Source organism: Nonomuraea mesophila (genome assembly GCF_004352805.1).
In the GTDB taxonomy this organism is placed as follows: Bacteria; Actinomycetota; Actinomycetes; order Streptosporangiales; family Streptosporangiaceae; genus Nonomuraea; species Nonomuraea longispora.
On the sequence record NZ_SMLD01000012.1, the window covers coordinates 57,310 to 82,316 of the forward strand.

At 69.0% G+C, this 25,007-nt stretch carries 13 protein-coding genes; 9 read left to right on the top strand and 4 right to left on the bottom strand.

The annotated features are described in order from the left end of the window. Positions 1-125 precede the first annotated feature (125 nt). The 4 genes from E1295_RS07235 to E1295_RS07250 form a co-directional block, all read right to left on the bottom strand. Entirely contained in the window at positions 126-9,398 is a 9,273-nt protein-coding gene (locus E1295_RS07235; RefSeq protein WP_132628891.1) for a non-ribosomal peptide synthetase/type I polyketide synthase, read from the bottom strand. An 11-nt stretch (positions 9,399-9,409) separates the two neighbouring features. Continuing rightward, on the bottom strand, positions 9,410-10,897 hold the full coding sequence (locus tag E1295_RS48555; protein WP_166427120.1) for an alpha/beta fold hydrolase: 1,488 nt from the start codon (positions 10,895-10,897) through the stop codon (positions 9,410-9,412). Beyond that, positions 10,890-11,903, bottom strand: a complete 1,014-nt coding sequence (locus E1295_RS07245) for a helix-turn-helix transcriptional regulator (protein ID WP_166427121.1) — start codon at positions 11,901-11,903, stop codon at positions 10,890-10,892. The genes E1295_RS48555 and E1295_RS07245 overlap by 8 nt, the downstream gene beginning before the upstream one ends. A gap of 443 nt (positions 11,904-12,346) precedes the next feature. Next, positions 12,347-14,254, bottom strand: a complete 1,908-nt coding sequence (locus E1295_RS07250; protein WP_132628893.1) for a hypothetical protein — start codon at positions 14,252-14,254, stop codon at positions 12,347-12,349. Positions 14,255-14,394: 140 nt separating this feature from the next. Between E1295_RS07250 and E1295_RS07255 the strand changes: the two genes are divergently transcribed. From E1295_RS07255 to E1295_RS07295, 9 genes are all read left to right on the top strand, one after another. Next, entirely contained in the window at positions 14,395-16,134 is a 1,740-nt protein-coding gene (locus E1295_RS07255) for a non-ribosomal peptide synthetase (protein WP_132628894.1), read from the top strand. A 2-nt stretch (positions 16,135-16,136) separates the two neighbouring features. Beyond that, the gene (locus E1295_RS07260) at positions 16,137-17,363 is read left to right on the top strand and encodes a cytochrome P450 (RefSeq protein WP_220448585.1); all 1,227 of its coding nucleotides are present in this window, start codon (positions 16,137-16,139) and stop codon (positions 17,361-17,363) included. Then, positions 17,360-18,595, top strand: a complete 1,236-nt coding sequence (locus E1295_RS07265; protein ID WP_132628896.1) for an ATP-grasp domain-containing protein — start codon at positions 17,360-17,362, stop codon at positions 18,593-18,595. The genes E1295_RS07260 and E1295_RS07265 overlap by 4 nt, the downstream gene beginning before the upstream one ends. A 16-nt stretch (positions 18,596-18,611) precedes the next feature. Then, positions 18,612-19,865 (top strand): diaminobutyrate--2-oxoglutarate transaminase, encoded by a 1,254-nt coding sequence (gene ectB, locus E1295_RS07270; RefSeq protein WP_132628897.1) that lies wholly within the window; start codon positions 18,612-18,614, stop codon positions 19,863-19,865. Beyond that, on the top strand, positions 19,862-20,821 hold the full coding sequence (locus E1295_RS07275; RefSeq protein ID WP_132628898.1) for a diiron oxygenase: 960 nt from the start codon (positions 19,862-19,864) through the stop codon (positions 20,819-20,821). Before ectB ends, E1295_RS07275 begins: the two co-directional genes overlap by 4 nt. A gap of 121 nt (positions 20,822-20,942) precedes the next feature. Further along, on the top strand, positions 20,943-21,377 hold the full coding sequence (locus E1295_RS07280) for a cobalamin B12-binding domain-containing protein (protein ID WP_132628899.1): 435 nt from the start codon (positions 20,943-20,945) through the stop codon (positions 21,375-21,377). A 42-nt stretch (positions 21,378-21,419) separates the two neighbouring features. Continuing rightward, a complete protein-coding gene (locus tag E1295_RS07285; RefSeq protein WP_246079893.1) occupies positions 21,420-22,715 on the top strand; it encodes a methylaspartate mutase in 1,296 nt (431 codons plus the stop codon). Further along, complete coding sequence (locus tag E1295_RS07290) at positions 22,654-23,679, top strand: TauD/TfdA family dioxygenase (RefSeq protein WP_246079894.1); 1,026 nt, start codon at positions 22,654-22,656, stop codon at positions 23,677-23,679. The genes E1295_RS07285 and E1295_RS07290 overlap by 62 nt, the downstream gene beginning before the upstream one ends. Continuing rightward, positions 23,666-24,934: an ATP-grasp domain-containing protein gene (locus tag E1295_RS07295; RefSeq protein WP_132628900.1), complete on the top strand. Its 1,269-nt coding sequence runs from the start codon at positions 23,666-23,668 to the stop codon at positions 24,932-24,934. The genes E1295_RS07290 and E1295_RS07295 overlap by 14 nt, the downstream gene beginning before the upstream one ends. Positions 24,935-25,007: the final 73 nt, after the last annotated feature.

The window sequence follows — 25,007 nt, forward strand, 5'->3', positions numbered from 1 at the left end:
GTGGTTGTCATTCTGGAGTGGTGCGTCTCGATGTAGCCACCCCCGCGGCTCAAGCATTGTCGCCATGACGCTGATCCGTCAGACGGCGCATCATTTCAGATGGTGAGACGCGCGAAGGGCGTCCGTCACGTACCTCGTGCCTCCCGATCGAGCCGGTCGGCGACCGTACGGATATCAGGTGCGGCCATGAAGTCGGCCAGGGGGTACTGACAGCCGAAACGCTCGCGAAGAAGGGTGATGACGCGCAGCGCCTTCAGCGAGTTTCCGCCGGCATCGAAGAATGAACCGGTCACCGGTATCGATGAGACCTGGAGTTCCGCGCACCACATCTCGTGGAGCGCTTTCTGCGTGGGGGTGGCCGGCACTTCTCCGGCCCCGCCCGCCTCGGGCGCGGGAAGGCGGGGGAGGACGACCTTGCCGTTGGCGTTCATGGGGAGCTCGTTCACGCGAATCCACCTGTCGGGCACCAGATACGACGGCAGCATGGCGCGCAGGCGCTCCCGCAGAGGCGTGCTCCAAGCCGGTCCCTCCACGGCGCCCGGCTCGAGCACGACGTACGTCACCAGATGCGCCTCGCCGCCGGCGTCCGTCTGCACCACAACGGCGCTGTCGCGCACGTCGGCGAGTTGCCCGAGCGCCCAGCGCGTCTCGGCGGGCTCGACCCGGTGGCCACGGATCTTGACCTGCTCGTCCTTCCTGCCGTGGAACTCCAGATTCCCGTCGGCCCGCCAGCGGACGAAGTCACCCGTACGGTAGAGCAGTTCCTCCGGTGCGCCGGGTCGCGGCAGGAAGCACGCGGCCGTGGCGTCCGCGTCGTTGAGATAGCCCGACGCCACGGCGGGGCCGCCTATGTACAGCTCGCCGATCGTTCCGAAGGGCACCGCCTGCCCGTCGGGGTCCAGGACGTGCAGCGCCACGTTGTCGATGGGCATGCCGATCGGGATCCGCGGATCACCGAGGTCGGTGACCTCGTGACTCGTGACGATCACGGAGGCCTCCGTCGGGCCGTACTGGTTGAAGAGCCGCGCTCCTGGATGCGCCCGCAGGAACCTCCTCAGCTCGGCCGTGATGGTGAGAGGCTCACCCGCGACCCAGATCTCGCGCAGCGTGGGGACGCTCAGGCCGCATTCCGCCAGATATTTCAGCGGGGTGACCGGCAGATGCAGCCGTTGCACGCCGTGCCGGTTCATCGCCGCGCCCAGCGCCTCGGCGTCTCGCCGGGTGCCTTCGGACACGACGACCAGAGTGCCGCCTGAGGCGAGAGTCGCGAAGATCTCCTGCACGCTGACGTCGAACCCCGGCGAGGTCCACTGCAGCGTGCGCAGCGGCTGATGGTGACAGAGCTGCCAGCGCACCAGGTTGACGGGCCCGCGATGCGGGACCAGAACCGCCTTGGGCCGCCCGGTCGACCCTGAGGTGTAGATGCAGTAGGCGAGGTCCTCAGGACGGCAGGGGGCGGAGGGAGGATCGGTGGTGAGCGGGACCTCGCCGGCCATGCCGGTGACGTACAGCTGATGATCGCGGGCAAGGTCAGGATGCGTCGCCGCGAAGCCCTCGTCCACGATGAGCAGGACGGCACCGCTGTCCGCGAGACAGAGCTCGATCCGTGACGCGGGGAGCGAGACGTCCAGCGGGACGTACGCGGCACCGGACTTGAGGACGGCGAGCAGCGCGATCACGAGCGGCGCACCCGGCGCCATGCACACGGCCACTCTGTCGCCGCGGCCGATGCCTCGCCGCGCCAGGTCATGCGCCACGGCGTTGGCCGACTGGTCCAGTATCCGGTAGGTGATCTCCTCCTCGTCGCCCGCGATCGCCGGCGCGTCGGGGGTGTGCCGAGCCTGCTCCTCGACGAGTTGGTGCAGGCACGCGGGCGGATCGGACCGGACGGGAGCATGGCGGGCGGACAGGAGAGAGCGATCCGCCCCCGTCACCGCGGTCAGCTCGGACAACCGTGCCGGAGGGCCGGCCAGCGCGCGTGCGAGCAGCTGCTCCATGTAGTCGAGGACGCGCAGCACCGTGGCCTCCTCGAACAGAGCGGCGTCATACTCCACCGCACAGCGCAGGTCGTCGCCATGACCGGTCAGGTAGAAGGTCAGGTCGAAGGGCGCACGATCCGTGGGGAGGTCCAGGAGCTCGGCGTTCACGCGAGGTGGGTCGAAGTCGACGCCGGCCGCGTTCTCGTATTCGACCATGACGCCGAAGAGCGGGTTGACACCTGCCACCCGCTCGGGATTGAGGGCGGCCACCAGGTCGTCGAAGGGCACGTCCTGATGTTCGTAGGCGTTCGCGCTGTGCTCGCGCACACGTCGTACGAGCTGGTCGAAGCACGGATCGGCGGTCAGGTCCATGCGCAGGACCACCGTGTTGACGTACATGCCGACGCGGTTCTCGGTGCCGGCGGGACGTTTCGTGACGGCGGTGCCCAGCATGAAGTCGGCTTGGCCGCTCATCCGGCCGAGCACCGCGCCGAGCGCGCTCAGCAGCACCATGAACGGTGTGGCTCCCCTTTCGACGGCGTACTCGGCGACGCGCCCTCCCAGCCCGTCCGGAAACTCCCAGGTGGTGCAGGACCCACGTGACCGAGCCGGCGCGGCGTGGTCGGCCGGGAGGGAGAGCCGCTCGCACCCGGCCAGTTCCTCGCGCCAGAAGGCGAGGCTCGTCTCCCCGTCGAGCGGTGCGAGGTCCGGGCGATCCGGCTGCTCATGGGCCTGGGGCAGATCAGCCGGCTGTGCGGGCCATGCCCGGTAGAAGGCCGCCAGGTCCCGGATGAGGACACCGGTGGAGAAGGAGTCGAAGACGATGTGGTGAGCCGACAGGAAGAGCAGGTGGCGGTCCTCACCGAGATGGGCGAGACGGGCGAGGAGCAGCGGTCCGGTACCGAGGTCCGGTGCCGCGGCCCGCGCTTTGCCCGCCAGCTCGGCGAACGCCTCCTCCATGGGACGGCCCGTCATGTCGACGAGCGGGCACGGGAGTGCCGCGGGGGCGTGAAAGACCTGCCTGACCTCGCCGTCGGCCTCGCGGAAGACGGAGTTCACCTGCGGGTGGCGGGCGACGGCCCGGTCCAGCGCTCCCTGGAGGGCCACGACGTCCAGCGTTCCCTTGAGGAGCACACCCTTGGACTCCCAGTAGTCACGGCGATCCGGATACATCCGTTCGACGGTCCACAGCCGGCGCTGGGCCGCAGAGGCGGGAGCCGACATGTCCCGCGCGGGGCCCGGCCGAGCCGCCGGCGGCGCTGAGGCGCGCAGCCGCGGCAGCAGCTCCAGCCCCGCCGACATCCGGTCACCCGGCAGGCCGAAGTCCACGAAGCAGGCGATCTCGTCCGCGCCCGCCGCAACGATCGCGTCCACGATGGGCCGGCAGGTGTCCACTGTGCCCACCAGCGCCCGGTCGGCACAGTAGCGGCGATACGCCTCGTCGAGCAGGAAGTTCAGGTCGTCCTCGCTCGCCGTTGAGACGTCGCCGTCGATCCCGATGCTCCGCGCGAGGTCCCCCAGCAGGTGCAACGAGCTTCGGAGGTACGCCTTGAAGGGGCCCGCCGCCTCGTGCCGGACCTGGTCGAGTTCGTCCCCGAGATAGGTGTGCACGAGGACGACCACCCGTCCCCCGTCGGGATCGAGCCCCAGCTCGCGCCGCGTGCGCCGGTACAGAGCGACGTTGGCGGCGAGCTGCCCGACACTCTGCGACATCAGATTGGTGACGATGCCCAGGTCGTTCTCCGCCGCGCGGCGGTAACTGGCGGGGTTGCCCACCACGGCGGCGAACAGGGGTGGCCGGGGCTGGACAGGGCGAGGGAACAACGTGATCTCGATGGTCTCACCCGTGCCCGAGGTGACCGGGATCTGCTCTCCCGCCCACAGCCTGCGTACCGTGGCGAGCTGGTCGTACATCAGGTCACGGTGGTCGCCGAAGTTCTCCGGCGCCAGTGCGAAGTCGTTGGCGTGCCAGCCGGAGGCCACGCAGAGCCCCGCGCGGCCCTGCGACAGGTTGTCGACCATCGACCACTCTTCGGCGACGCGGATGGGATTGTGGAGGGGCAGGACCACGGAGCCCGCGTGCAGCCGGACCCGCGTCGTGCGCGCCGCCAGTGCCGCGGCCAGCACCGAAGGGCTGGGGAACAGGCCGCCGAAGGAGTGGAAGTGACGCTCCGGCATCCAGATGGTGTGCAATCCGTTCTGATCGGCGAACTCGGCGGCGGCGAGAATGTGGTGATACTTGGCCGGCGCGTCCTGGTCCGGATAGTCGCCGAAGAAAGAGAGGCTGAAGTCACACGGCCAGGTCCCGGAGACGCTGACCGGCGGGCGCTCCCGCGGTGCCGGTGAAGGTGCCGGTGAAGGTGCCCGTGAAGGTGGTGCGGGTGGCGGTGGTGCGGGCGCGGTCGCCAGCGTGTCGAGTTGGCGTGCCATGAGACTGGTGACCGAGTCGACCATCTTCTCGGCCAGCCTGAGCTGCTCCGTGTAGAGGTCGCCGGAGCCGGGCGGAGCAGGGGCGTACGCGGTCGCAGGCCGTTCCCGGACGAGTGCAGACGGCGTGGGATCCGCGCCACGGGTGTCACGGGCCACCATGTGGGCGAGTTTGCGTGGTGTGTCGGCCTCCTCGAACAACGCTCGCAGGGCGACGCGCACGCCGAATCGTCGCTCGACCTGACCGGCCAGCGAGACGAGGGACAACGAGTCGCCGCCCAGCGCTACGAACGTCCTGTCGGCGCTGACCTCGTCGGGGGAGAGGCCGAGCCGGAGCGCCGTCATCGATCGGATACCGTCGAGAACCTCGTTCTGCATCGCCGCCGTCTCCTGCGAACCGGGATATGGAATGATCTGGCGCTCGAAGGGATGAGGGGGCAGGGCGATCCGCTCCCCCTCCGGGGCGAACCGGCCCCAGTCCACAGCACAGCCCGAGCGGTACAGCTCGGCCGCGGCCGACGCCAGGCCGCCGAGCGGGGACGCACCGCGCTTGAGGGCCGGGATCCAGGCGCAGTGAGCCAGGTTTCTCCGTCCCAGGGCGCTCAACTCGTCTCTGGGCCCGATCTCGAGGAAGATCTCGCAGCCGGCGGTGTTCAGGGACGAGACGGCGCGGTCGAAACGTACGGCCTGTCTGATCTGCCGTGCGAGATGTCCAGGAGGCAGGTGTGCGCCTGCGGGCAGGATCGCCCCGTCAACAGTCGAGACGAGCGGTGTGCCGAGAGGCGCGAACGTGGTCCGGGCGACGACCTGTTCCCACGCGGGCACCATCGTGTCGAGCATGGAGGAGTGGAAGGCGCGGTCCGTCTCCAGAAGCCACCAGTCGAGTCCCGCCTCCGTCAGCAGTGACTCGGCGTGCCGGAGCCTCTCGGGTGGCCCCGAGAGCACGAAGTCCCGTCCGCCGTTGCGTGCGCCGATCTCCAGCCCGCCGGCCCGGGAGACACGCTCGACCTCGGCGCCGTCGCCGCGTACGGCGACCATGCCGCCCGCGCTCACCCGCGATCCGATGAGCTCGCCGCGCCGCGCGGTCAACCGCACGCCTTCGGCCGCCGTGAGCGCGCCGGCCGCGTGGAGCGCGGAGATCTCGCCGAGGCTGTGACCGCACACGTACGCGGGCTCAAGCCCCCACGCGCGCCACTGGCGGGTCAGAGCCGCCTGAAAGGCGAAGAGCGCGGGCTGAGCCAGGACATGGGGAAGGGGGCTGGTCGCGCCGTCGTCGAGGAGCGCGTCCAGCAGGCCACCGCCGGCGCACTCCTGGTACGCCTGATCGCATTCGCGCAGGACCGCCTGGAACTCGGGAAGCATCGCGTAGAGGCCGGACGCCATGCCGTACCGGGCGCTGCCCTGCCCGGAGAACACGAACGCGAGGGATCCGTCGCGCGGCTCAGTGCGGATCCCGGCGGCGGCGCTCTCACGCAGATTCCGTGCCAGTTCGGAGGCGGAGGAGCCGGTGACGGCCGCCCGGACGTCGAAGCCGGGACGAGCGGCCAGCGAGGCCAGCACGTCGGCCACGGGAGTGTCGGGATGCTCGGCCAGCCAGTCGGCGAGCACGGTCGCCATCTGACCCACACTCTTCTCCGTGCGTCCCGACAGCGGCACGGGACAGGGGCGGGGCTCGGACCGCGGGAGGCCGGGTGCCCGCTGCGCGGGCGGTTCCTCCACGACCACGAAGGCGTTGGTGCCTCCCACTCCGAGGCAGTTGACCCCCGCGCGAAGCGGAGCGCCGTCCTCCCGGGTCCAAGGGGCCTCGTACTCCGCATCCGCCAGGACGAGAGCGCCCTTCGCCGACTGCAGCGCCGGACTCGGATGCCGCAGGTTCCTGGTCGGCACCAGCCGCCGATGCCGCAGCATCAGCACCACCTTGATCAGCCCGGCGATGCCGGAGCAGGTGTCGAGGTGTCCGACGCTGGATTTCACCGAGCCGACCACGCAGGGCCGCCCCGCTCGGGGATCCGGGCGCAGTGCCTGGTGCAGTGCGCTGAGCTCCATGGGGTCTCCCACGGGGGTCCCGGTCCCGTGCGCCTCCACGTAGCTCAGGTCCTCGGGACGCGAACGTGCTCGGCGCAGCGCCGTACGGATCACGTCCACCTGGCCCTGAACGCTGGGCGCGGTGAAACCGGCCTTGCGCGCGCCGTCGTTGTTGACGGCCGTGCCGCTGATGACCGCGAGGATCGGATCGTTGTCCGCGAGCGCCGCGTCGAGAGGCTTGAGCAGGACGACGCCCACCCCGTTTCCCGGTACGGTGCCGTCCGCCGCGGCGTCGAACGGCCGGCAGACGCCGGACGGGGACAGCACCGACTCGGGATGGTGCACATAGCCGGTGTCCTGGGGCAGGTGGATCGCGGCGGCCCCGGCCAGCGCCAGATCCGCCTCGCCCGCGCGCAGGGCCTGGACGGCGAGATGCACCGCCACCAGAGACGTGGAGCACGCCGTCTGCACGCCGATCGCAGGTCCGGACAGTCCGAGCCGGTAGGAGACTCTCGATGCGAGGAAGTCGCCCTGCCGCCCGATCGCGGCCCCCATGGCATCCGCGAGTCCGGCCTCCTCGCCGTGGGCGGAAGACTGGTAATCGAGCAGCGTCATGCCCTGACCGGCGAAGACCGCGACGCGGATTCCGTCGCGCCGATCGGCGTATCCCGCGGACTCCAACGCCCGGTAGGCGCATTCGAGGAACAGCCGGTGCGCGGGATGCGTGAGAGCCGCCTCGTGCGGGCTCATGCCGAAGAAGCGGGGGTCGAAGGACATGACGTCGTCCAGGACCCCACCGACGGCCACGACCGGGGAGGCGTCCGGCCTGAGGCGATCGCCGAACTTCGTCGTGCAGTCCTTGCCGGCGCGCAGGTTCTCCCAGAACTCGTCAGGCGTGGTCGCGCCGGGGAATCGCAGGCCCACCCCGATGACGGCGATCGGCGCGCCGGGCCCGACGCGGCCGGGCCGTGGGGCATGGCCGGGCAGGCGGTTCTCCCCGCCGAGGTACGCGGCCAGCTCAGCGATGGAGGGATGCTCGAAGAGCACATGGACGGGGAAGCGCTCGCCGAGCGCCCGGCACAGACGCGCGTGCAGCCGTACGACGGAGACCGAGGTCAGCCCGAGCTCGTAGAACGGCCGGTGGTCGCAGGCGCCGTGCGCGTCGACCTGGCCACCCGCCCGGTTGATCTCCTCGCGCAGCAGGCGGTGCAGGTCTGTCGAAGGGCCGGGCCGCGGCGCGTGCGCGTGCCGGGCTGTGGGCAGGCGCGTGATCAGCTCGGCGCGACGGAGCTTGCCCCCGGGCGTTCTGGGGAAGTCGGCGGGCGCGAGGGGAACGACGTGCCGGGGCATCTGGCCCAGCCGGCGCATGAGGGTCCGTCCCACCTCCTCGGCGATCTCCTCCGGGGACCTGCCTCCCGGAGAGGGTGCGAAGAAGACGGCGAGCCGTTCGCTGCCGATGTCCTCGTCGCGTACGGCGCAGGCGGCCACCGCTCCTTCCAGGACCCCTGCCACGGATGCGACGATCTCCTCGATGCGCAGGCACGAGTGTTTCTCGCCGTTGAGCACGATGACGTCGTGCCGCCGGCCGACCATAACGATCTGGCCGTCCGAGATGAAGGCCAGGTCGCCGGTGCTCAGCCAGCGATCATGACCATGGCCATCGCCCGCGAACGCCACGGCGTTCGCCTCGTCGTTGTGCAGGTAGCCGGGTGTCACGCGCGCGGATCGCACCTGCAGGTGCCCCACCTCGTCCTCCCTGAGCACCTGGTTCTGGTCGTCGACCACCCGGAGACCGGCACCTGGCGCGGGCCGGCCGAGTGCGACGAAGGTGACGCACTCCTCGTCCGGGACGCCGGGACCGGCCGGCAGGATCGGGCCGCTGAGGACGGGAGGCCGCAGACGGTGCACGCTGCCGGGCCGGCCGTAGCGGCCGAAGGTGATGCCGGTGCAGGTCTCCGTCATGCCCCAGGCCGGGACGAAGCAGTCCGGAGCGACGCCGTACGGTGCCAGCGCTGCGACGACACCGTCGGCCAGGCGAGTGGTGATCTGCTCGCCGCCGCACACGAGCGAGCGCACGTGTGAGAGGTCCCAGTCCGGTCGCTGATCGCCGTCCGCGAGCTCCGCGAGCATCAGCTGGAAGCCGAACGCGGGTGCCCACGTGTGGTGCGCCCGGTGGCGTGCGACGAGGTCGAGCCAGTGCGCCGGCCGGGCGAGCACGTGCTGCGGCCGCACGTGGACGTTCGTCATCTGCGCGTACACCGGGAGCAGGTGATACAGCAGCAGGCTGGCGCTGAGGTCGAGCGGAAGCCAGTTGAGCGTGCTCTCCTGGCGTTCCCACCCCAGCATCCGCCGGTTGCCCGCCGCGAAGTCGTTCAGCCCTCCGTGGGTCAGCGGGATGACCTTGGGCACCCCCGTGCTTCCCGACGAGAGCATGAGCAGAGCGACCTCGTCCTCCTCCGCCACGCGCGGGGGCTCTGGCGCGTCTTCCGCCGGGCCGCGGCAGTCGTCGAGGTCCATGAGCCGCAGGGACCGCGCACCGGCGAGCCCCGTGATGGCCTGCGCGCAGCTCAGGACGCGCGGGCCGCCGAGGAGGTCGCTCACGCCGGTCAGGCGGTCGGCCGAACGAAGGCGCGAGGTGACGTCGGCGCCGACGTCCAGGGGGAGCGGCACCAGCCCACCGAGCAGGCAGGCCCACAAGGAGGGGAAATAGCCAGGCAGATCGAGGCCGTACAGGATGACCGTCTCGCCCGGGGCGCACCCCGCGCGCCGCAGCCCGGCCAGGATAGACCGTGCTGATCGCAGCAAGTCTGGATATGTCATCATGGTGCAGGGCCGGTCGCCTGGCGCGGCTATCACGACGCCGTGGTCGGGCGCCTCCGCGGCGGCGCGCACCAGGGCATCCGCCAATGAGGCCGGGTGCCGGCCGGCATCGTGCGGGGGGCCGTGGACTTCGGCACGGATCGGCATGAGGCGTTCTCCTAAGGCCCACGACGCCAGAACGCGCCGTAGCCGTCGATGTCCCTGATCTCGTCGTCGATGCCGTGCCGTCGGCGGAAGTCGTACACCGCGTCCCTGCACACCTTGAGGAAGTAGTCGTCGATGATGACGAAACCGCCGGGGGAGAGCTTCGGGTAGAGGTGGGTGAGCGCGTCCATCGTGGACTCGTACAGATCGGCGTCCAGTCGCAACACCGCCAGCCGCTCCATGGGGGCGGCGGGGAGTGTGTCGCTGAACCACCCCGGCAGAAACCTGACCTGCTCATCGAGCAGCCCATACGCCGTGAAGTTCCGCTTCACCGTGTCCAGCGGCACGCCGATGAAGTCGTTGAACGTGTGGGTGCCCAGCCGCGCATCCTCCCGGTGCGAGCCCGGCTTCGGTTCGGGCATGCCCTGGAAGGAGTCCGCCACCCAGACCACCCGGTCCCGGACCTCCCAGGCGGCCAGCACCGCTCGCATGAAGATGGTGGTGCCGCCACGCCAGACGCCGGTCTCGATGAGATCTCCTGGAACCTCGTCGCGCAGTACGCGTTCGATGCACGTTTGGACGTTGTCCAGGCGGCGCATCCCCACCATCGTGTGGGCGCGGCTCGGCCAGTCCAGTCCGGCCACCCGGTCGACCCGGTCGTAGGCGCGACCGTGGTTCCACTCACTGGGGACAGGAGGATCCTCGTAGATGACGTTCGTCAGGATCTTCTTCAACAGGTTCAGGTACAACCGGGAGCCCGTGTCGCCGGGCGCCGGCGGCCAGCCGAACTCGTCGCGCACCACCCGCGCGCATTGCCGCGGATCGCTCATCGGGAAGAAGTGGCCCGGCTCGGTCACCTGGCGGATGCGTACCGGCCTGGCCACCGCCAGCTCCCAGTCGGCGGGGTCCTTGCCGCTGGTGATCGGATCGTCCGTGCTCACCAGCACGGTGACGGGACACGGAAAGGGGGCGGACGGTGGCACATGCGTGTACGCGGCGAGGAGCCGGCCGTCGTCCCGGACGAGGCCGGCGAAGTACGACACCGCTTCAGGGTCGTCGGAGATCTCCGGCGGTATGCCGTCGAGCCGCTGAAGAAGCCGCGCGACCTCCTTGTCGTCCTGCGGGTCGTCGTTCGCGCGCGAGCCCGGCCGGGGCGCGGGACACCCGGAGACGACAAGGCGCTGGGCGGGTGGGTGGCCGCGAGCCCCCAGCACGCGTACGGCCTCGTAAGCGATCAGCGCGCCCAGGCTGTGCCCGATGATCGCCCATGGACGGCCGGCGGCCCCTTCCTGGACGATGTCCGCGACGTCCGCCGCCGCGTCCTGCAGCCTCGTGTAGGGCCGCTCGCCGGTCCTGGCGCCCTTGCCGGCGAGTTCGACGGGACGGATTTCGGCGCAGTCGTGGAGCAGGTCACGCCAGGCGGCGAAGGAACTGGCCGTGCCGCCCGCGTGGGGGACGCAGAACAGCACGGGCTTGGTCGAGGACCTCCGCACGCTACTCACCAGGAGATCGTCGTCCGGCCGCGCTCTCGGCGGGAGGAATCCCGTTCGTCGTCAGCAGATCCAGCTGGGCGATCTTCATCCCTGCCTGGAAACGGGTCTGAACCTGCAGGCGCTCGAGCAGGGTGGTGATCAACCTGCTCAGTGTCCGAGCGGAGACCCCCAGATGGCGCGCGATCGCGTGGTTGGTGGTGCCTGTGGCGAGCATCCGTGCGATGGCGAGCTCCTGCGGGGTGAGCTGGAGCTTTTCGACGCCCACCGTCTCGTCGGCGGCCTGCGCCGCGTCGAGTGGCACCGCTGCGAGCCACGAGAAATCGAAGATCGCTCGGTAGGAGCGGGCGACCTCCCTGCTGAAGACCGCGAGGAAGCCGGCCAGGGGGCCCTCCGGATCGATCGGGATCAGAGCGAGGGCGTCGTCGAGGATCATCAAGTGCAGGGGAAGCCAGTCGGCCAGGCGAACGTCCGCGCCTCGGTGCCTGACGTCGATGAGGTAGTCGCGGACGTGCTGCACTTCGGCGATATGGCGTACGTGCAGCGCCTTGACCTGAATGCCGCGGCCCAGAGCGTGACAGTCGCGGAGCAGCATCTCGTCGACGAGTTCGACGGACGGCGTGGCTCCCTGATACATGAGGTATTCGTGCCCGTGGAGCAGCGCTATCGCGTCGTGCAGGAACGCGTCCACCTCCGCCGGGTCGCGTATGATCTCGACCCTGACGGCCTGGCGACGGTCCTCGTCGAAGCCGGAGAAGTCTTCGGTGAGCATTCTGATGGCGTTATGTGTGCTGGTCACGTGTCGCCGATAGTGATCGATCTGCGCCAATTCCATGTGAAGGAGCCGATCCAGCGCCCGGCGCGGATCCATCGCCCGGTAACCCGACGGTGATCGCCGGCACGGACGCAACAGCCCGAGTTGTTCCAGCCGTTCCAGTGATTCTTCGATCTCCTGGCCGGAAACCGCTGCTTCGCCGGCGAACTCGATGGGCGACCAGCCCGCCTGGATGCGCGCCATCCGATAGAGCCGGCGCGCCAGATCGTCCGTCGTGGCGATGTGAGACGTGTTATTCATGATATTGCCTCCCCGCGCTGCTCGGCGATCGCTGCGGGGCGAGTTCCGATCGAATGCTTAACGGAGTCGCCGGCCGGTTTCGGTGGGCCCTCAGTTTTCCACGGGCGGGGAGAGAACAGCAGGACACCAGCCGGACATCTACCGGACATTCCCGCCGTCCCGGAGAGGTGACCGCCGACGTCCAGATGGTGAGATGCCTGCCGCGGAATGGCGAGTCGGTGCCATGGCCCCGGCAGGCCCACGGGGAATCTGGTTTCGGGCGGCCCGTGCTTGCAGAATCTCAACGAGCAGAGCTGCTCATTTCTCCATGCGGCTTCACCGCTCGCGAATACTTGGCCGCGCCCGAGTCCGGGAGCCATTTCCGCGGAGGGCCATCGATGCCTGGGTCATTGCACGCTCGTCATGGGTCGTACATCGAAGAAGATCGGCAGGACGGTGAGCGTGCCGTCCAGCAGCGTCATGAAGACCGCCTCGTGCAGGTCCGGGTTCACCTCACGCTGGACGGTCACGGCTGCGGTGACCTCTCGTCGCTCGCCGGGGCCGAGGGCAAGCGGCCAGCACGCGGGCTGCTGCTGCCGTTCGTAGGCTCCGTTGACGAAGCAGAACGCCGCCGCTCCGCGGACGGTCCGCTCGGACGGATTCTCCAGTGCCATCGTGACCGTGGACGGCTCGCCCACGTAGGCGATCCGGTCGATGTCCGCCCGATGACGGACGGTCTCCTCCCGGCCGATGCGCCATTGCCAGGGCCCGCAGCGCCGGCAGAGCCCCACCCGCAGTTCCAGCGCCTCCTTGACACGGTGACGGTAGACGACCCTCCGGCCGGACGGACGCCCGCAGTGAGGGCACCGTTCGGCGTGGGCGGACTCCTGCCGGTAGACGGTCCGGGTCGGCCCGCCGAACTGCCACCAGGTGCTGTAGGCGTTGCCTGCGAGCCCGTCGAGCATACGTTGTTGCACCGACACCAGGTCGTCGGCCAGTTCCTTGAGCAGGGTGGGCACCTGCCCGGCGGCCGGATGACCGGCCTGCATGCAGGCCTGCGCGACCAGCAGTGCGGCATCGTCGAGCCGGGCGAGCTCGGCCGGGTCCGCGGGCACGTCGGCCCAGCGAAGGACATCGAGGGGGCGCAGCACACTGCCGGTCAGGTAGCACGCCTCGTCGATGTGGGCGGGATCGACGGCTATGGCGGCCGGCATGGCTCGGCCGGCGTCCTGTTCGACGACATCGGAGACGGCGGCGTCGCGCACGATGACGGCCGGGTCCCCCAGCAGGCCGGTGACGCTCATCTCGCCGCCGACTCCCTGGCCGTGCTCGTTGAGCAGGGCCACCGCCTCCCCGAGCCGCAGTCGCGCGTTGAGCGCGTCCACCAGCACCTTCTCGGCGTCCGGATCGGCTCGCTGCCTGCCGACGGCGCCGACCACGGCCACCGCGGTGCCGTCGAGGAATCCCAGCGCCACGTTGACGGAGTGCGGCATCGCGTTCACTCCCGGCGCGACGGGGTCACAGGCGTGCACATAGATCACGCTGGCGGCGACGCTGCGGGCCGGAATCCGGTCCCCGGGATCGAGGTCGAGGCGGAAGCAGCCGGCACCAAGCAGGCACGAGGGCAGACGGCGGCCGGGCTGCGCCTCGTGGTGCGTGCCGAGCGAGTCCGAGCGGCCACAGATGACTCCGTCCGGCAGGTGCACGCAACATTCCCTGCCGTGGCTCCGCAGGGTGAGCACGCGCGAGGGACGCTCGGTGAGCAGTTCCTTCTCGCCGTAGCTGGTGACATCGGCGTCCTGGGAGCCCGGCATGGAGGGATGGACCAGCCGCCGGTCAGGGGCTGTCGGCAGATCGGGCAGGATGAGCGACCGGTAGACGAGCGCGGCCAGCGCGGGAAGACCTCGAGCGGTGACCACGCCGACAGCCGGCGCCCATTGGCCCGGCCAGTCTCCGATCGCCTCGATGTCGTCCGGCAGGCCGACCAGCGCCACGAGCTCGCCGGCCCGGTGCGTCAGCAGGTGGGGCACCTCGGACGGCGCGACGTGCTCGTGGGGGCGGTCGGTCGCCCGGGCCAGCAGCCCCGCGATCGCGGCGACGGCGCCGTCCCCGCACGAGACCACGACACCGGGACGCGGCTCGGGGGAGACGGCGGGCAGATCGGCGACGTCGCCGTTCCTGGTCAGCCAGTACGCGGCACGGTTTATCTCCGGGCCGGCCAGCAGGGGGAATCGCCGCTCACGAGACCATTCCTCGGCCGCACGCCGGAACAGCTCGATATCAGAGTGAATTTCCGTGCGCTGCGCATACACCATTCGACCTCTCTCCATGAGCATTTGCCTGACAGGCAGTCTGCGTCGTTATCTCCGATCCAGTCAAGGCATTCTCGATGGAAAATTTTGAATTCGGTCCCGAGTAAAGGAGTGCCGCTTTGTGTAATCTGGTGGAGTTATTCATGGAGACGGCCGCCGCGTATTCAGGGAAACCGGCGGTCAGCGATGACGATCAGGTTCTGAGTTATGCGGAACTGGACCGACGCTCCAGCGTGCTGGCCGCGCGGCTCGGGCGGCTCGGTGTGGCGGCCGAGGACCGGGTGGCGATCTGCCTGCCGCGTTCGGTCGACACCTTCGTCGCCATCCTCGGTGTGCTCAAGGCCGGAGCCGCGTACGTCGCCGTCGACCTCAGATATCCGGAGGCGCGCCGTGACCTCATGATTCGCCGGAGCGGTGCGAAGCTGATCCTGGTGGGACCCGGCGGGCGGCGGTCGCTGACGCATTTCGGCGAGGCCGTGCTCGAATGGGAGAGCGGCGGCGCATTCGAGGATGTCCCCGCCGCGGGGCCCGTGGTGCCTCCTGAGGCGGCGGCCTGCATATTGTTCACCTCCGGCTCTTCAGGTGTGCCCAAGGCGATCGTGCTGGAACACCGCAACCTGGTCGCCTTCGCCAGGAACAAAGGGTTGCCCACGTTGCTGCCCACCGACCGTACCGCTCAGATCTCCAATGTCTCCTTCGACGCCTTCAGCTTCGAGACATGGTGCAGCTTCGCCTATGGGGCCGAGATCGTGGTGGTGCCGCCGATAACCGAGCTGCTCAATTCGGATCTGCAGCGTGAGCTGCGCAGGCGGCGGATCAGCGTCATGCTGGCACCGACGATGGCCCTGAACCACATCGTGCGAATGGACAGGAACGCCTTCTCCGCGTTGCGGATCCTGCACACCGGGGGAGACGTCCTGCTTCCCTCGACCTGCCGTGATCTGCTGGCAGGGGAGTTCTCCGGGGAGTTCGTCAACCTCTACGGCCCATCCGAGGCGACGACCGCCTGCACGGCGTACCGGGTGCGGCACGTGGGCCCGGACGAGGACACCGTCCCCATCGGGCGAGCCCTGGACGGGGTCACCACCTACGTTCTCGACGCCGACGGAAGGCCGGTTCCCCAGGGTGAAATGGGGGAGCTCCACGTGGGCGGTCCCGGGGTCGGCCGTGGCTATCTCGACCAGCCCGAACTCACCGACGAGCGGTTCCCGCCCGACCCTTTCGCCGGCGACGGCGGGCGCATGTACGCGACCGGTGATCTTGTCCGCGAACGCGCGGACGGCCTGCTCGAGTTCGTCGGCCGTGCCGACGACCAGGTGAAGGTGCGCGGCTACCGGGTCGAGCCGGGAGAGGTGGAGCGCGTCATCGGACGGCATCCCCAGGTCAGGGACGTGGTCGTGCTGCCGGCCGGCGACGGGGACGGCGTCCGGCTGGTCGCCTTCGTGGTGGTGGACGACACCCTGCCGCCGAAGGAGCTACGCAGGAGCCTGGCCGGAGAACTGCCGGACTACATGGTCCCGAGCGCCATCCTGCCGCTGCAGGAGATCCCCTCCAACGACCACGGCAAACGCGACAGGCAGGCGCTGGAGCAGCAGCTCCATGACCACCAGTCCCGTTGGCGCGGCTACGTACCGCCCGCGGACGGAACGGAACGTTATCTGTCGGACCTGTGGGAGCGCCTGCTGTCCGTCGAGCACATCGGAGCCAACGACGACTTCTTCGAGATCGGCGGCAACTCCCTGCTCGCCTTCCGCGTCCGGCGCATGCTCCAGCAGGACAAGGGCGTATCCATCGGGTTCCGCGACATTCTCGACAACACCGTGCTCAGGGATCTGGCCAAGCTGATCGATGAGGCCGCCGTCGGCATCGAACGGAAGGGCTGAGCATGGACGCGCTGACCATCGACCTGCTGGACCCCGACCACTTCGTCAGCGGCAGGCACCACGACATGTTCGCCTGGCTACGGGCGCACGACCCCGTGCACTGGCACCAGACCGGTGCCGGCGCCGGTTTCTGGGCTCTGACCGCCTACGATGACGTGGCCGCCGCCTACAACGACCACGCCGTTTTCAGCTCCCAGGGCGGCGCGATGCTCGGCGGCTCCTTCCGCAGCGAGGCCGACACGGCCGCTGGCCGCATGCTGGTGGCCTCGGATCCGCCCAGGCACCGTATGCTGCGCCAGCAGATTCATCGTGCGTTCGCGCAACAGACCGTGCACCTGATCGGAGCGAAGGTCGCCGAACTGGTCGACGCGGCCCTGGCACGCGCGCGGGCCGACGGCGGCTGCGACTTCGCCACGCAGATCGCGACGGAGCTACCCGCGGCCGCGCTGATGACCATAGCGGGCGTCTCCTACGCCCAGGCACACGAACTCATCGGCCTGACCAGGAAAATGATCGGGTTCCAGGACCCGCTCCTGGTGGACACCGCCGACGACGACCGGCTCAGGCTGGCCGAGATCCAGGGCGAGATCTTCGACATCTTCGCCGATCTCGTCCGCGAGCGCCGCGCGAACCCGGGGGACGACCTGATGAGCATCCTGCTCGGCTCGGAGATCAACGGCAGGCCCTGGCCGGAGGAGGACATCCTCTACAACTGCCTGAACGTCGCCGTGGGCGGTGACGAGACCTCCTCGTACACGGCCTGCACGGGACTGCTCGCGTTCGTCGAGAATCCCGCTCAGCAGGCGCTCCTACGCGCCGACCAGGGGCTCATGGACAGCGCGCTCAACGAGATGCTGCGCTGGAGCTCCACCAACGCGTACGTCCAGCGCGTGGTCACCCGGGACGTCACCGTCAAGGGGAAAGACCTCTCCCGAGGCGATCACGTGACGCTGTGGAACGTCTCGGCCAACCGCGACGAGAAGCAGTTTCCTGCCGCGGACCGCTTCGACATCCGGCGCACGCCGAACCGTCACCTGTCCTATGGACAGGGAATCCATCGCTGCATCGGCGCGATGGTGGCCCAGATCGAGCTCAGCGTCCTGTTCAAGCGGTTGTTCTCCGGCGATCTCGGTTTCCGGGTGGCCGGCGAGATCACCCGCCTGCGCTCGAACTTCATCCTGGGCATCACCGGCATGCCGATCGAGTTCACAGCGGTGGAGCCGGCATGACACAGGAGCTTCCCACCGTCCTGGTCGTCTATGCCCTCGGCTCCGCCAGCCCCGCCGAGATCATGGACGCCGCCGACGGCCTGTGCGAGGTGGTCTTCGTCGCCGACGGCCGTCAGGAGCACACCAGGTCCGTACTGGCGTTCATGGAGGAGATGGCGGAAACGTACGACCTCGCCGAGTCCTCAGAAGAGGGCATCGCCGCCCGGCTCGCCGGACGGGTGCGGGGGATCACGACGTACAGCGAGTTCGTGCTGGCCGAGACGGCCACGCTGGCGGAACGTCTCGGCCTGCCCTTCCACTCGCCGGAGGTCGTCGGCGCACTCACCGACAAGGTGCGGCAACGGTCCCTGCTGAACGGCAGCGGTGCGGCGCCGCTTCGGCAGGTGACCGTCCCAGGCCCGGAGGGCTTCGAGCGCGCTGTACGGGAGATCGGTTTCCCCGTCATCATCAAACCCGCTCGCGGCACGGCCAGCGTGGACGTCTACCGCTGCGCATCCTGGGCGGACGTACGAGCGATCAACCCCTCGTCGCAGGCGGGAGCCTGGGTCGTGGAGGAGATGTTGTCCCCTGGACGGAACCCCTCCTCACCGTGGCTCGGCGACTACTGCTCGGTCGAGACCGCCGTCAGCCACGGCCGCTGCTGGCACTTCGCGATCGTGGAAAGACTTCCGCTGACGGCGCCCTGCAGGGAGACCGGATTCGTGATCCCGGACAACCTCCCGGACGACTACCGCGAGCAGGTGCTGGAGGCGGCGGAAACCGCCATCCACGCGGTAGGCATCACCACCGGCATCTCCCACGTCGAGGTCAAGTTCACCCCGGAAGGGCCGCGGGTGATCGAGGTCAACGGCCGGATGGGGGGAACGACAGGGCGGCTGCTGCGCAGGGGCAGCGATCTCGACCCGTTCAGGCTGGCCCTGGAGATCGCCCTGGGCCAGGACGTCAAGCCGAGGGAGCCGGTCTTCGACCGGTGCGTTCTCGCGTACCGGGTGCTGCCACCCCTCAGGCCCGTCACCGTACGGGCGGCGCACATGCCGTCCTGGTTCCGTGCCCATCCGGAGGTCTGGGCGGTGGACGGGGGAGTGCGGACGGGCCAGCGGCTCGACTGGAGGCGGGGCGGCCTCGAACGGATGTTCACCGTCTGGGCCGAAACCGATCGCCCGGCCTCACTGCCTCCGGTCATCCGCGCCCTGGAACGCGCCGCGGCCGATTGCGTCGAGTACGACGACTGACTTTCAGGAGACGGGCATGGTCACCATCTTCGACGAACTGGAATCCAACGTCAGAACCTACTGCCGGAGATTTCCCGCCGTCTTCGTCAGAGCACGCGGGCACGTGCTCTGGGACCAGGAGGGCCGCTCGTACATCGACTTCCTCTCCGGGGCGGGAGCGCTCAACTACGGTCACAACCATCCGGCGATCAAGGCGGCGCTGCTCGACTATCTGGCGGCGGACGGACCTGTCCACACGATGGATCTGCACACCGAGGCCAAGGCGGATCTGCTCCGCGGGCTCGACGACATCGTCCTGCGTCCACGCGGGCTGGCCTATCGGGTCCAGTTCACCGGCCCTACCGGCGCCAACGCGGTCGAGGCCGCGCTCAAGGTCGCGCGCAGGGCGACGGGACGCACCAACGTCATCGCCTTCACCAACGGTTTCCACGGCATGTCGCTCGGGGCGCTGGCCCTGGCGGGCAACCTGGGCAAGAGAGCGGCCTCCGGCGTGCCCCTCGACCGGGTCACGCGCCTGCCGTACGACGGCTACCTCGGCCAGGACGTCGACACCGTGGACTATCTGGAAAAACTGCTCGATGACCCGGGCAGCGGCATCGACCCGCCGGCGGCGATCGTCCTGGAGACGGTGCAGGGCGAGGGCGGCCTGAACGTCGCGCGACCGCAATGGCTGCGGCGGGTGGAGAAGGTGGCACACGAACGGGGCATCGTCCTGATCGTCGACGACATCCAGGCAGGGTGCGGCCGTACCGGCTCCTTCTTCAGTTTCGAGGAGGCGGGACTGAGCCCCGACATCGTGTGCCTGGCCAAGTCGATCAGCGGTTACGGGCTGCCCTTGGCGCTCACCCTCATTCGCCCCGACCTCGACCTGCTCGGGCCGGGCGAACACAGCGGGACGTTTCGCGGGCACAACCTCGCCTTCGTCACCGCCTCGGCCGCCCTCGGCTTGTGGTCGTCACCGCAGTTCACAGCCGATCTCGACAAGAAGTGCCTGTTGCTGGCCGAACGGGTGCGCGGCATGACCAGCGGCATCGAACGTGGACGCGGGCTGCTCAGGGGCCTGTTCTTCGCGGAAGGCGCCGTGGCCGCCGAGATCTCGCTGGCGGCGTTCAGGCGGGGTCTCCTGCTGGAGACGTCGGGCGCGGCGAGCCAGGTCGTGAAGATCATGCCGCCGCTGACCATCGACGACGACGCGCTGCACCGCGGCATGGACATCCTTGACGACTCCGTCCAAGAGGTTCTCTCGAAGAGGAAGGCGGGCACTCGATGACCGAGACCGAGACCGAGACCGAGACTGAGACCGAGATCGGGCCGGCCACGCTGCGGCGGATATCCGCGGCATGGCCGCGCCGGGCGACCATCCGCAGCCACATGGACCTCCTGGCCGCTCCGCAGGAACACGATCCGCTCGTGCCGGACTATCCGGAAAGGTTCCTTCCCTTCGCCGAGCATCCCGGCTACGCCGACGCCTCCTTCGACAAGCGCCAGGCCGTGCTGACACACGCCTGGATGATGTACAACGCGCGCGTCATCACCGCTGAGGAGCACATCGCCAATCCCACGTTCGCGAAAATCGTGCACGGTGTTTTCCCAGGAAGCGAACGCATGGAACTCAAGCTGGCCGTGCAGCAGGCACACGTGGACGAGACCTGGCACACCTACATGCACATGATGGCGATGCACCACACGCGCGAAGCGCGCCGGCTCGATCCCGAACCTGACTATCCGCACGCGGTGACCTATCGGCACCTGCTCGCCGAACAGGAGAAGGTCTCCGATGCGTGGCATCGGGACCTGCTCGCCCTGGTGTGGACCACGGTGACGGAGGTCAGCGTGAACGCCTACCTGGAGTTGCTCTCCCGTGACGAGACGATCCAGCCGATGCACGCGCTGGTGCCCCGGCTGCACGCTCGTGACGAGGCCGCGCACGGCTCCGTGATGGTGGAGGTGGCCAAGGAGCTCTACGTCCGCATGAGCGCGGCCCAGCAGCGGATGTTCGCACGCGCCCTGCCCAAGGCGATGCACGCCTTCGCCGCGCAGGATTACGAGGCGTGGCCGAGAATTCTCCGGCATGCCGGCATCGAACAGGCGGCGGACATCGTGGAGGACTGCAAACGCGGAGGCGCGAGTTCCTTGCTGGTGCGCGACTTTTCCGGTGTCGAGCGGCTGGCCCGGGAAATGGACATCGATGCGGATTTCGTCTCGGCTGTTGAGACAGAAAGGTGACTGACGTCTTCCGGCCATGTCCTGCGCGCGCAGGCTCCTTCCCTGGACTTGCCCGGTGGCACGTCGCGATGATTGTGCACGAGTCCTTGGGTGAGAAGGTGAACGAGGGTGGATCCGGACTATGGGCAGAGAATTGAGCCGACCTCGCGCCGTAGTGTCCACCACCGCCTCGGACTCGCACACCTGGAACCTGGTATTTCTCCAGCTCCTGCTCGAGGAATATGGGTTCAACGTGCGAAACCTCGGTGCGTGCGTGCCGGTCGGCGAGCTGGTCAGCGGCTGTCTGACCGAACGACCTCAGCTGCTCGTCCTGAGCACGGTCAACGGCCATGGGTCCATTGAGGCACCCGAATACATTCGCAGAATTCGGCAGTGTGCCGAGTTACGGAGGCTGCCCGTGGTCATCGGCGGCATTCTCAATGTCAACGGTGAGGTGCCGGAAAAGGACGTCAGGACGCTGCTGCGCCTCGGCTTCGACGGCGTCTTCGTCACCGCCGGTTCGGTTCAGGAATTTGAATACTTTCTGGCCCGGTTCGGCACGGCCGCTGCCGGGTGAAGTGGGGTTCCCTTGGCAGGGCTGGGTTGTTTCGGCGGACGAGTGGCCGGCCGTGGCGAACTGGTGGTGCAGTCCAGGATGGGGTTCTCCGACCCGGCGCGGATGGCGGAGGGGCTTCGGGCGGTCCGCGACGCGGGGGCCGAGACGGTCGGCACGATCACTCTGGACAGCTTCACCAGAACCGGTGACCGGCACCGCGCCAGAGAAGAACTGCTGCGCGGAACGCCCTTGAACGGGTTCCCGCTGCTGGCGCACGGGGCTGCCACAACCCGTGAGCTGATCGCGGAATTCGATCAGAGCGTCTTTCCCGTCCAGCTCCGGCACGGCTCCGCCAGGCCGTACGAAATCTTCAGGGAGATGCTCGCCGCCGGCATCGCCGCGACAGAGGGCGGGCCGGTTTCGTACTGCCTTCCGTACAGCAGGGAGCCGCTGGCCGCGGCAGTGGCGGAATGGTCGCGTTCGTGCGAGCTCCTGGCCGCCTATGACGGCCCGGGCGGCCCCGCCCATCTGGAGACGTTCGGCGGGTGCATGCTCGGGCAGCTCTGCCCGCCGAGCCTGCTCATCGCGCTGAACATCCTGGAGGGGCTCTTCTTCCTCCAGCACGGGGTACGCGACATCTCCCTCAGTTACGCCCAGCAGACCAACCACCGGCAGGACATCGAAGCCATCACCGCCCTGCGCAGGCTGGCCGGCGAACGGCTCGGCGGCGCCTCCTGGCACGTCACCGTCTACACCTTCATGGGCCTCTATCCGGTGAGCCGCGAAGGAGCGCTGGCCCTGCTCGGCGAGAGCGCCCGGTTGGCCGCGCTCACAGGCTGCGAGCGTCTCATCGTGAAGACCGTCGCCGAAGCCTTCCGCATTCCCACGGTGAAAGAGAACGTGCAGGCCCTGGAATGGGCGGCGATGACCGCGCGGCGCACAACGCCCGGCGACGGCGACACCCGCGACAACGGCGATGACGCCTACCAGGAGGCGGGCGCGCTCATCGACGCCGTGCTCGAACAGAGCTCGTCGGTGGGCGCCGCGCTGGTCCGCGCCTTCCGCAGAGGATTGCTCGACGTCCCCTACTGCCTTCATCCCGACAACGCCAACCAGGCCCGCACCGTCATCGACTCGGCGGGACGCCTGCGCTGGGCCGCGACGGGAGACATGCCCATCGCCGCTCGCCCTCCGGACGGCACGACTCGCGTGTCGGCCGCGGACCTGCTCGACATGCTCGCCTACAACCGGCGCCGATTCGACAGCCCTGACCACCTTCATGAGAAAGGCCGGCACCATGACGATGACGGAGCATCAGCGGCCGCGCAACGGCCTGATCGAACTGGCCCTTCCCGATGACGTCCGTGACGACGTCCTCGAGGGCCTGCTCAGCCTTCCCGACCCGACGTCGGACCTCGACGACGCCATGACCCGTACCCACCAGATCTTCGCCCGGCTGCCGCTGCCGCTGCTGCGGGCCGTCCTCGACTTCGGGCGCCATGTCGAGACTCCGGGCGTGATGCTGGTCAGCAACCTTCCGAACGAGCCGGACCTCCCGCCGACGCCGGTGGACGGCGGCCCCTGCGCCGGCAAGCCGACGTTCGTCGCGGAAGGTGTGCTGCTCGGGTTGTCAGGGCTGCTCGGAGAGCCGGTCGGCTTCGTCACCGAGAAGGACGGCAGGGTGGTGCACGACGTGATTCCCACGGCGACCGGCGCCACCACCCAGACCAGCCAAGGCTCGAAGGTCTTCCTCAACTTCCACAACGACATCGTGCACGACACGAGCGGCCGCTATGACATCAGCAACCCGGACTTCCTGGTGCTCAACTGCCTGCGTGCCGACATCACCGCCGAGGCCGAGACGTGGTACGCGGACGCGCGCGACGTCCTGCGCGTGCTCGATCCACGCGCCGTGGAGATCCTGCGCTCGCCCTTGTTCCAGCTCAACGCGCCTGGCGGATATGTACGCATGTTCGCGGGCGGGAAGGAGGTGTACTCAGACCCGATCGCGATACTCTCAGGACCCGACCACGCTCCCGAGATCGCGGTCGCGGCCAACGGGGTACGATGCGTCACCGCAGAGGCAGCCGAAGCCTTCGACCAGCTGCAGGCAGCCTGCCGGGCTCCCGAGGCGGCCAGCGTGGTCCGGCTCGCGCCCGGTCAGGCGCTCCTGATCAACAACCGCAAGGGGCTGCACGCCCGTACCCAGTTCCTTGCTCGCTACAACGGGCAGGACCGCTGGTTGCAGCGCACGTACATCAGGCGCAGCCTCTGGAACATCCGCGACAGGGCCGAGACCGGGAGCCGACGTGTCCACGCCTGACGTGCGACGGGTGGCGTTCCTCCGCTCGGTCGAGATCCAGCGGGCCGCGCCTCACATTCAGCAGCTGGACGCGCCGCTGCGGGCGGCGGCGGCAGAAGCGAGACTCTTCTACACGGACGGGAGTTGCGGACCCGGCGACTTTCCCGGCACGTGCGAGAAGCTCCCCGCGGACGCGAGCCCCCGCCAGATCGCGGAGAGGATCAGGCGATGGGGAGCCGACGCGTTCATCTCGATCTCACTGCGTGACGAGAACGCGTTACGGGACGCCCTCGTCGCCGGTGAGCTCAGCGCCGACGGTGTCTCGACCGTCATGCACGGTGCGGAGACCACGGGCATGCTGGCGAACAAGGCGGACACCAAGGCATTCCTCCGCCGCGCCGGCATTCGCGCCCCTGATGACCTCGTTGTGGACGGTGACGTGCTGAACGGCAGGACCGTTTTCATGCCCGGCTACCGTGACCACATTGCCGACAGGGCGGCCGGGATCGGCTTCCCGCTGCTCGGGAAGCCGTTGTGGGACAGCTTCGGCAACGGGATCCGCTTCCTGGGCGATCGTGCGGCGCTGGCGGAATATCTCGGCCGGCCGCCGGACGGCACCATCATGCTGGAACGATGCCTGCACGGCGAGCTGTGCTCGGTCGAGATCATCGGCCGGGACGGCGTCTATCTGGTACAGCCTCTCGTGTGGAAGGGCACGACGGGAGGCGAGCCGTCTTTCCTGTTCGGTTCCCTGCGCTATGCCGGGCCCGGCAAGGAGGCTGAGAGGCAGTTCGAGGATCTCGCCGAGCGCTTGATCCGCGCATGCGCCGAACTCGACGTCAAGGGCGCCATCGAAGTAGAGATGATCTACCGCGACGGCACTTACCACGTCATCGAGATCAACCCCCGGGTCTCGGGGACGACGTTGTTGTCCAGCGTGGCCTCTGACCGCAACACCTATGCCGAACTGCTCCAGATGGCGCTCGGCACCTGGCGCGAGCCCGGCGGCGCACTCCTGCCCGGGGTCAGATGGGCACTGGAGTTCCCTGTCGTCGAGCCCACGCCGTCCCTGATCCGCGATGCCACGGCCATGATCGACGTGGTGCGGGCCGGGGAACTGCGGATAAGCGGGCAGGACCACGGCGGCAACATGGTCGTGTCCTGCGAATTCCGGGAGGAGGGCCCGTTCGTCAAGGCGCTGGACGAGCTGAACGACCGGCACCGCTTCCTCGAGCCCAGCATCGTCCAGCAGATCCGGGACGCCCTCTCAGCATGATCGCCGGACGTCCCCGCGGGTGGCGGATCCCGCGCCGCCGCTTGAGTGTCATGTCGTACGCCGGCCCCGGCCG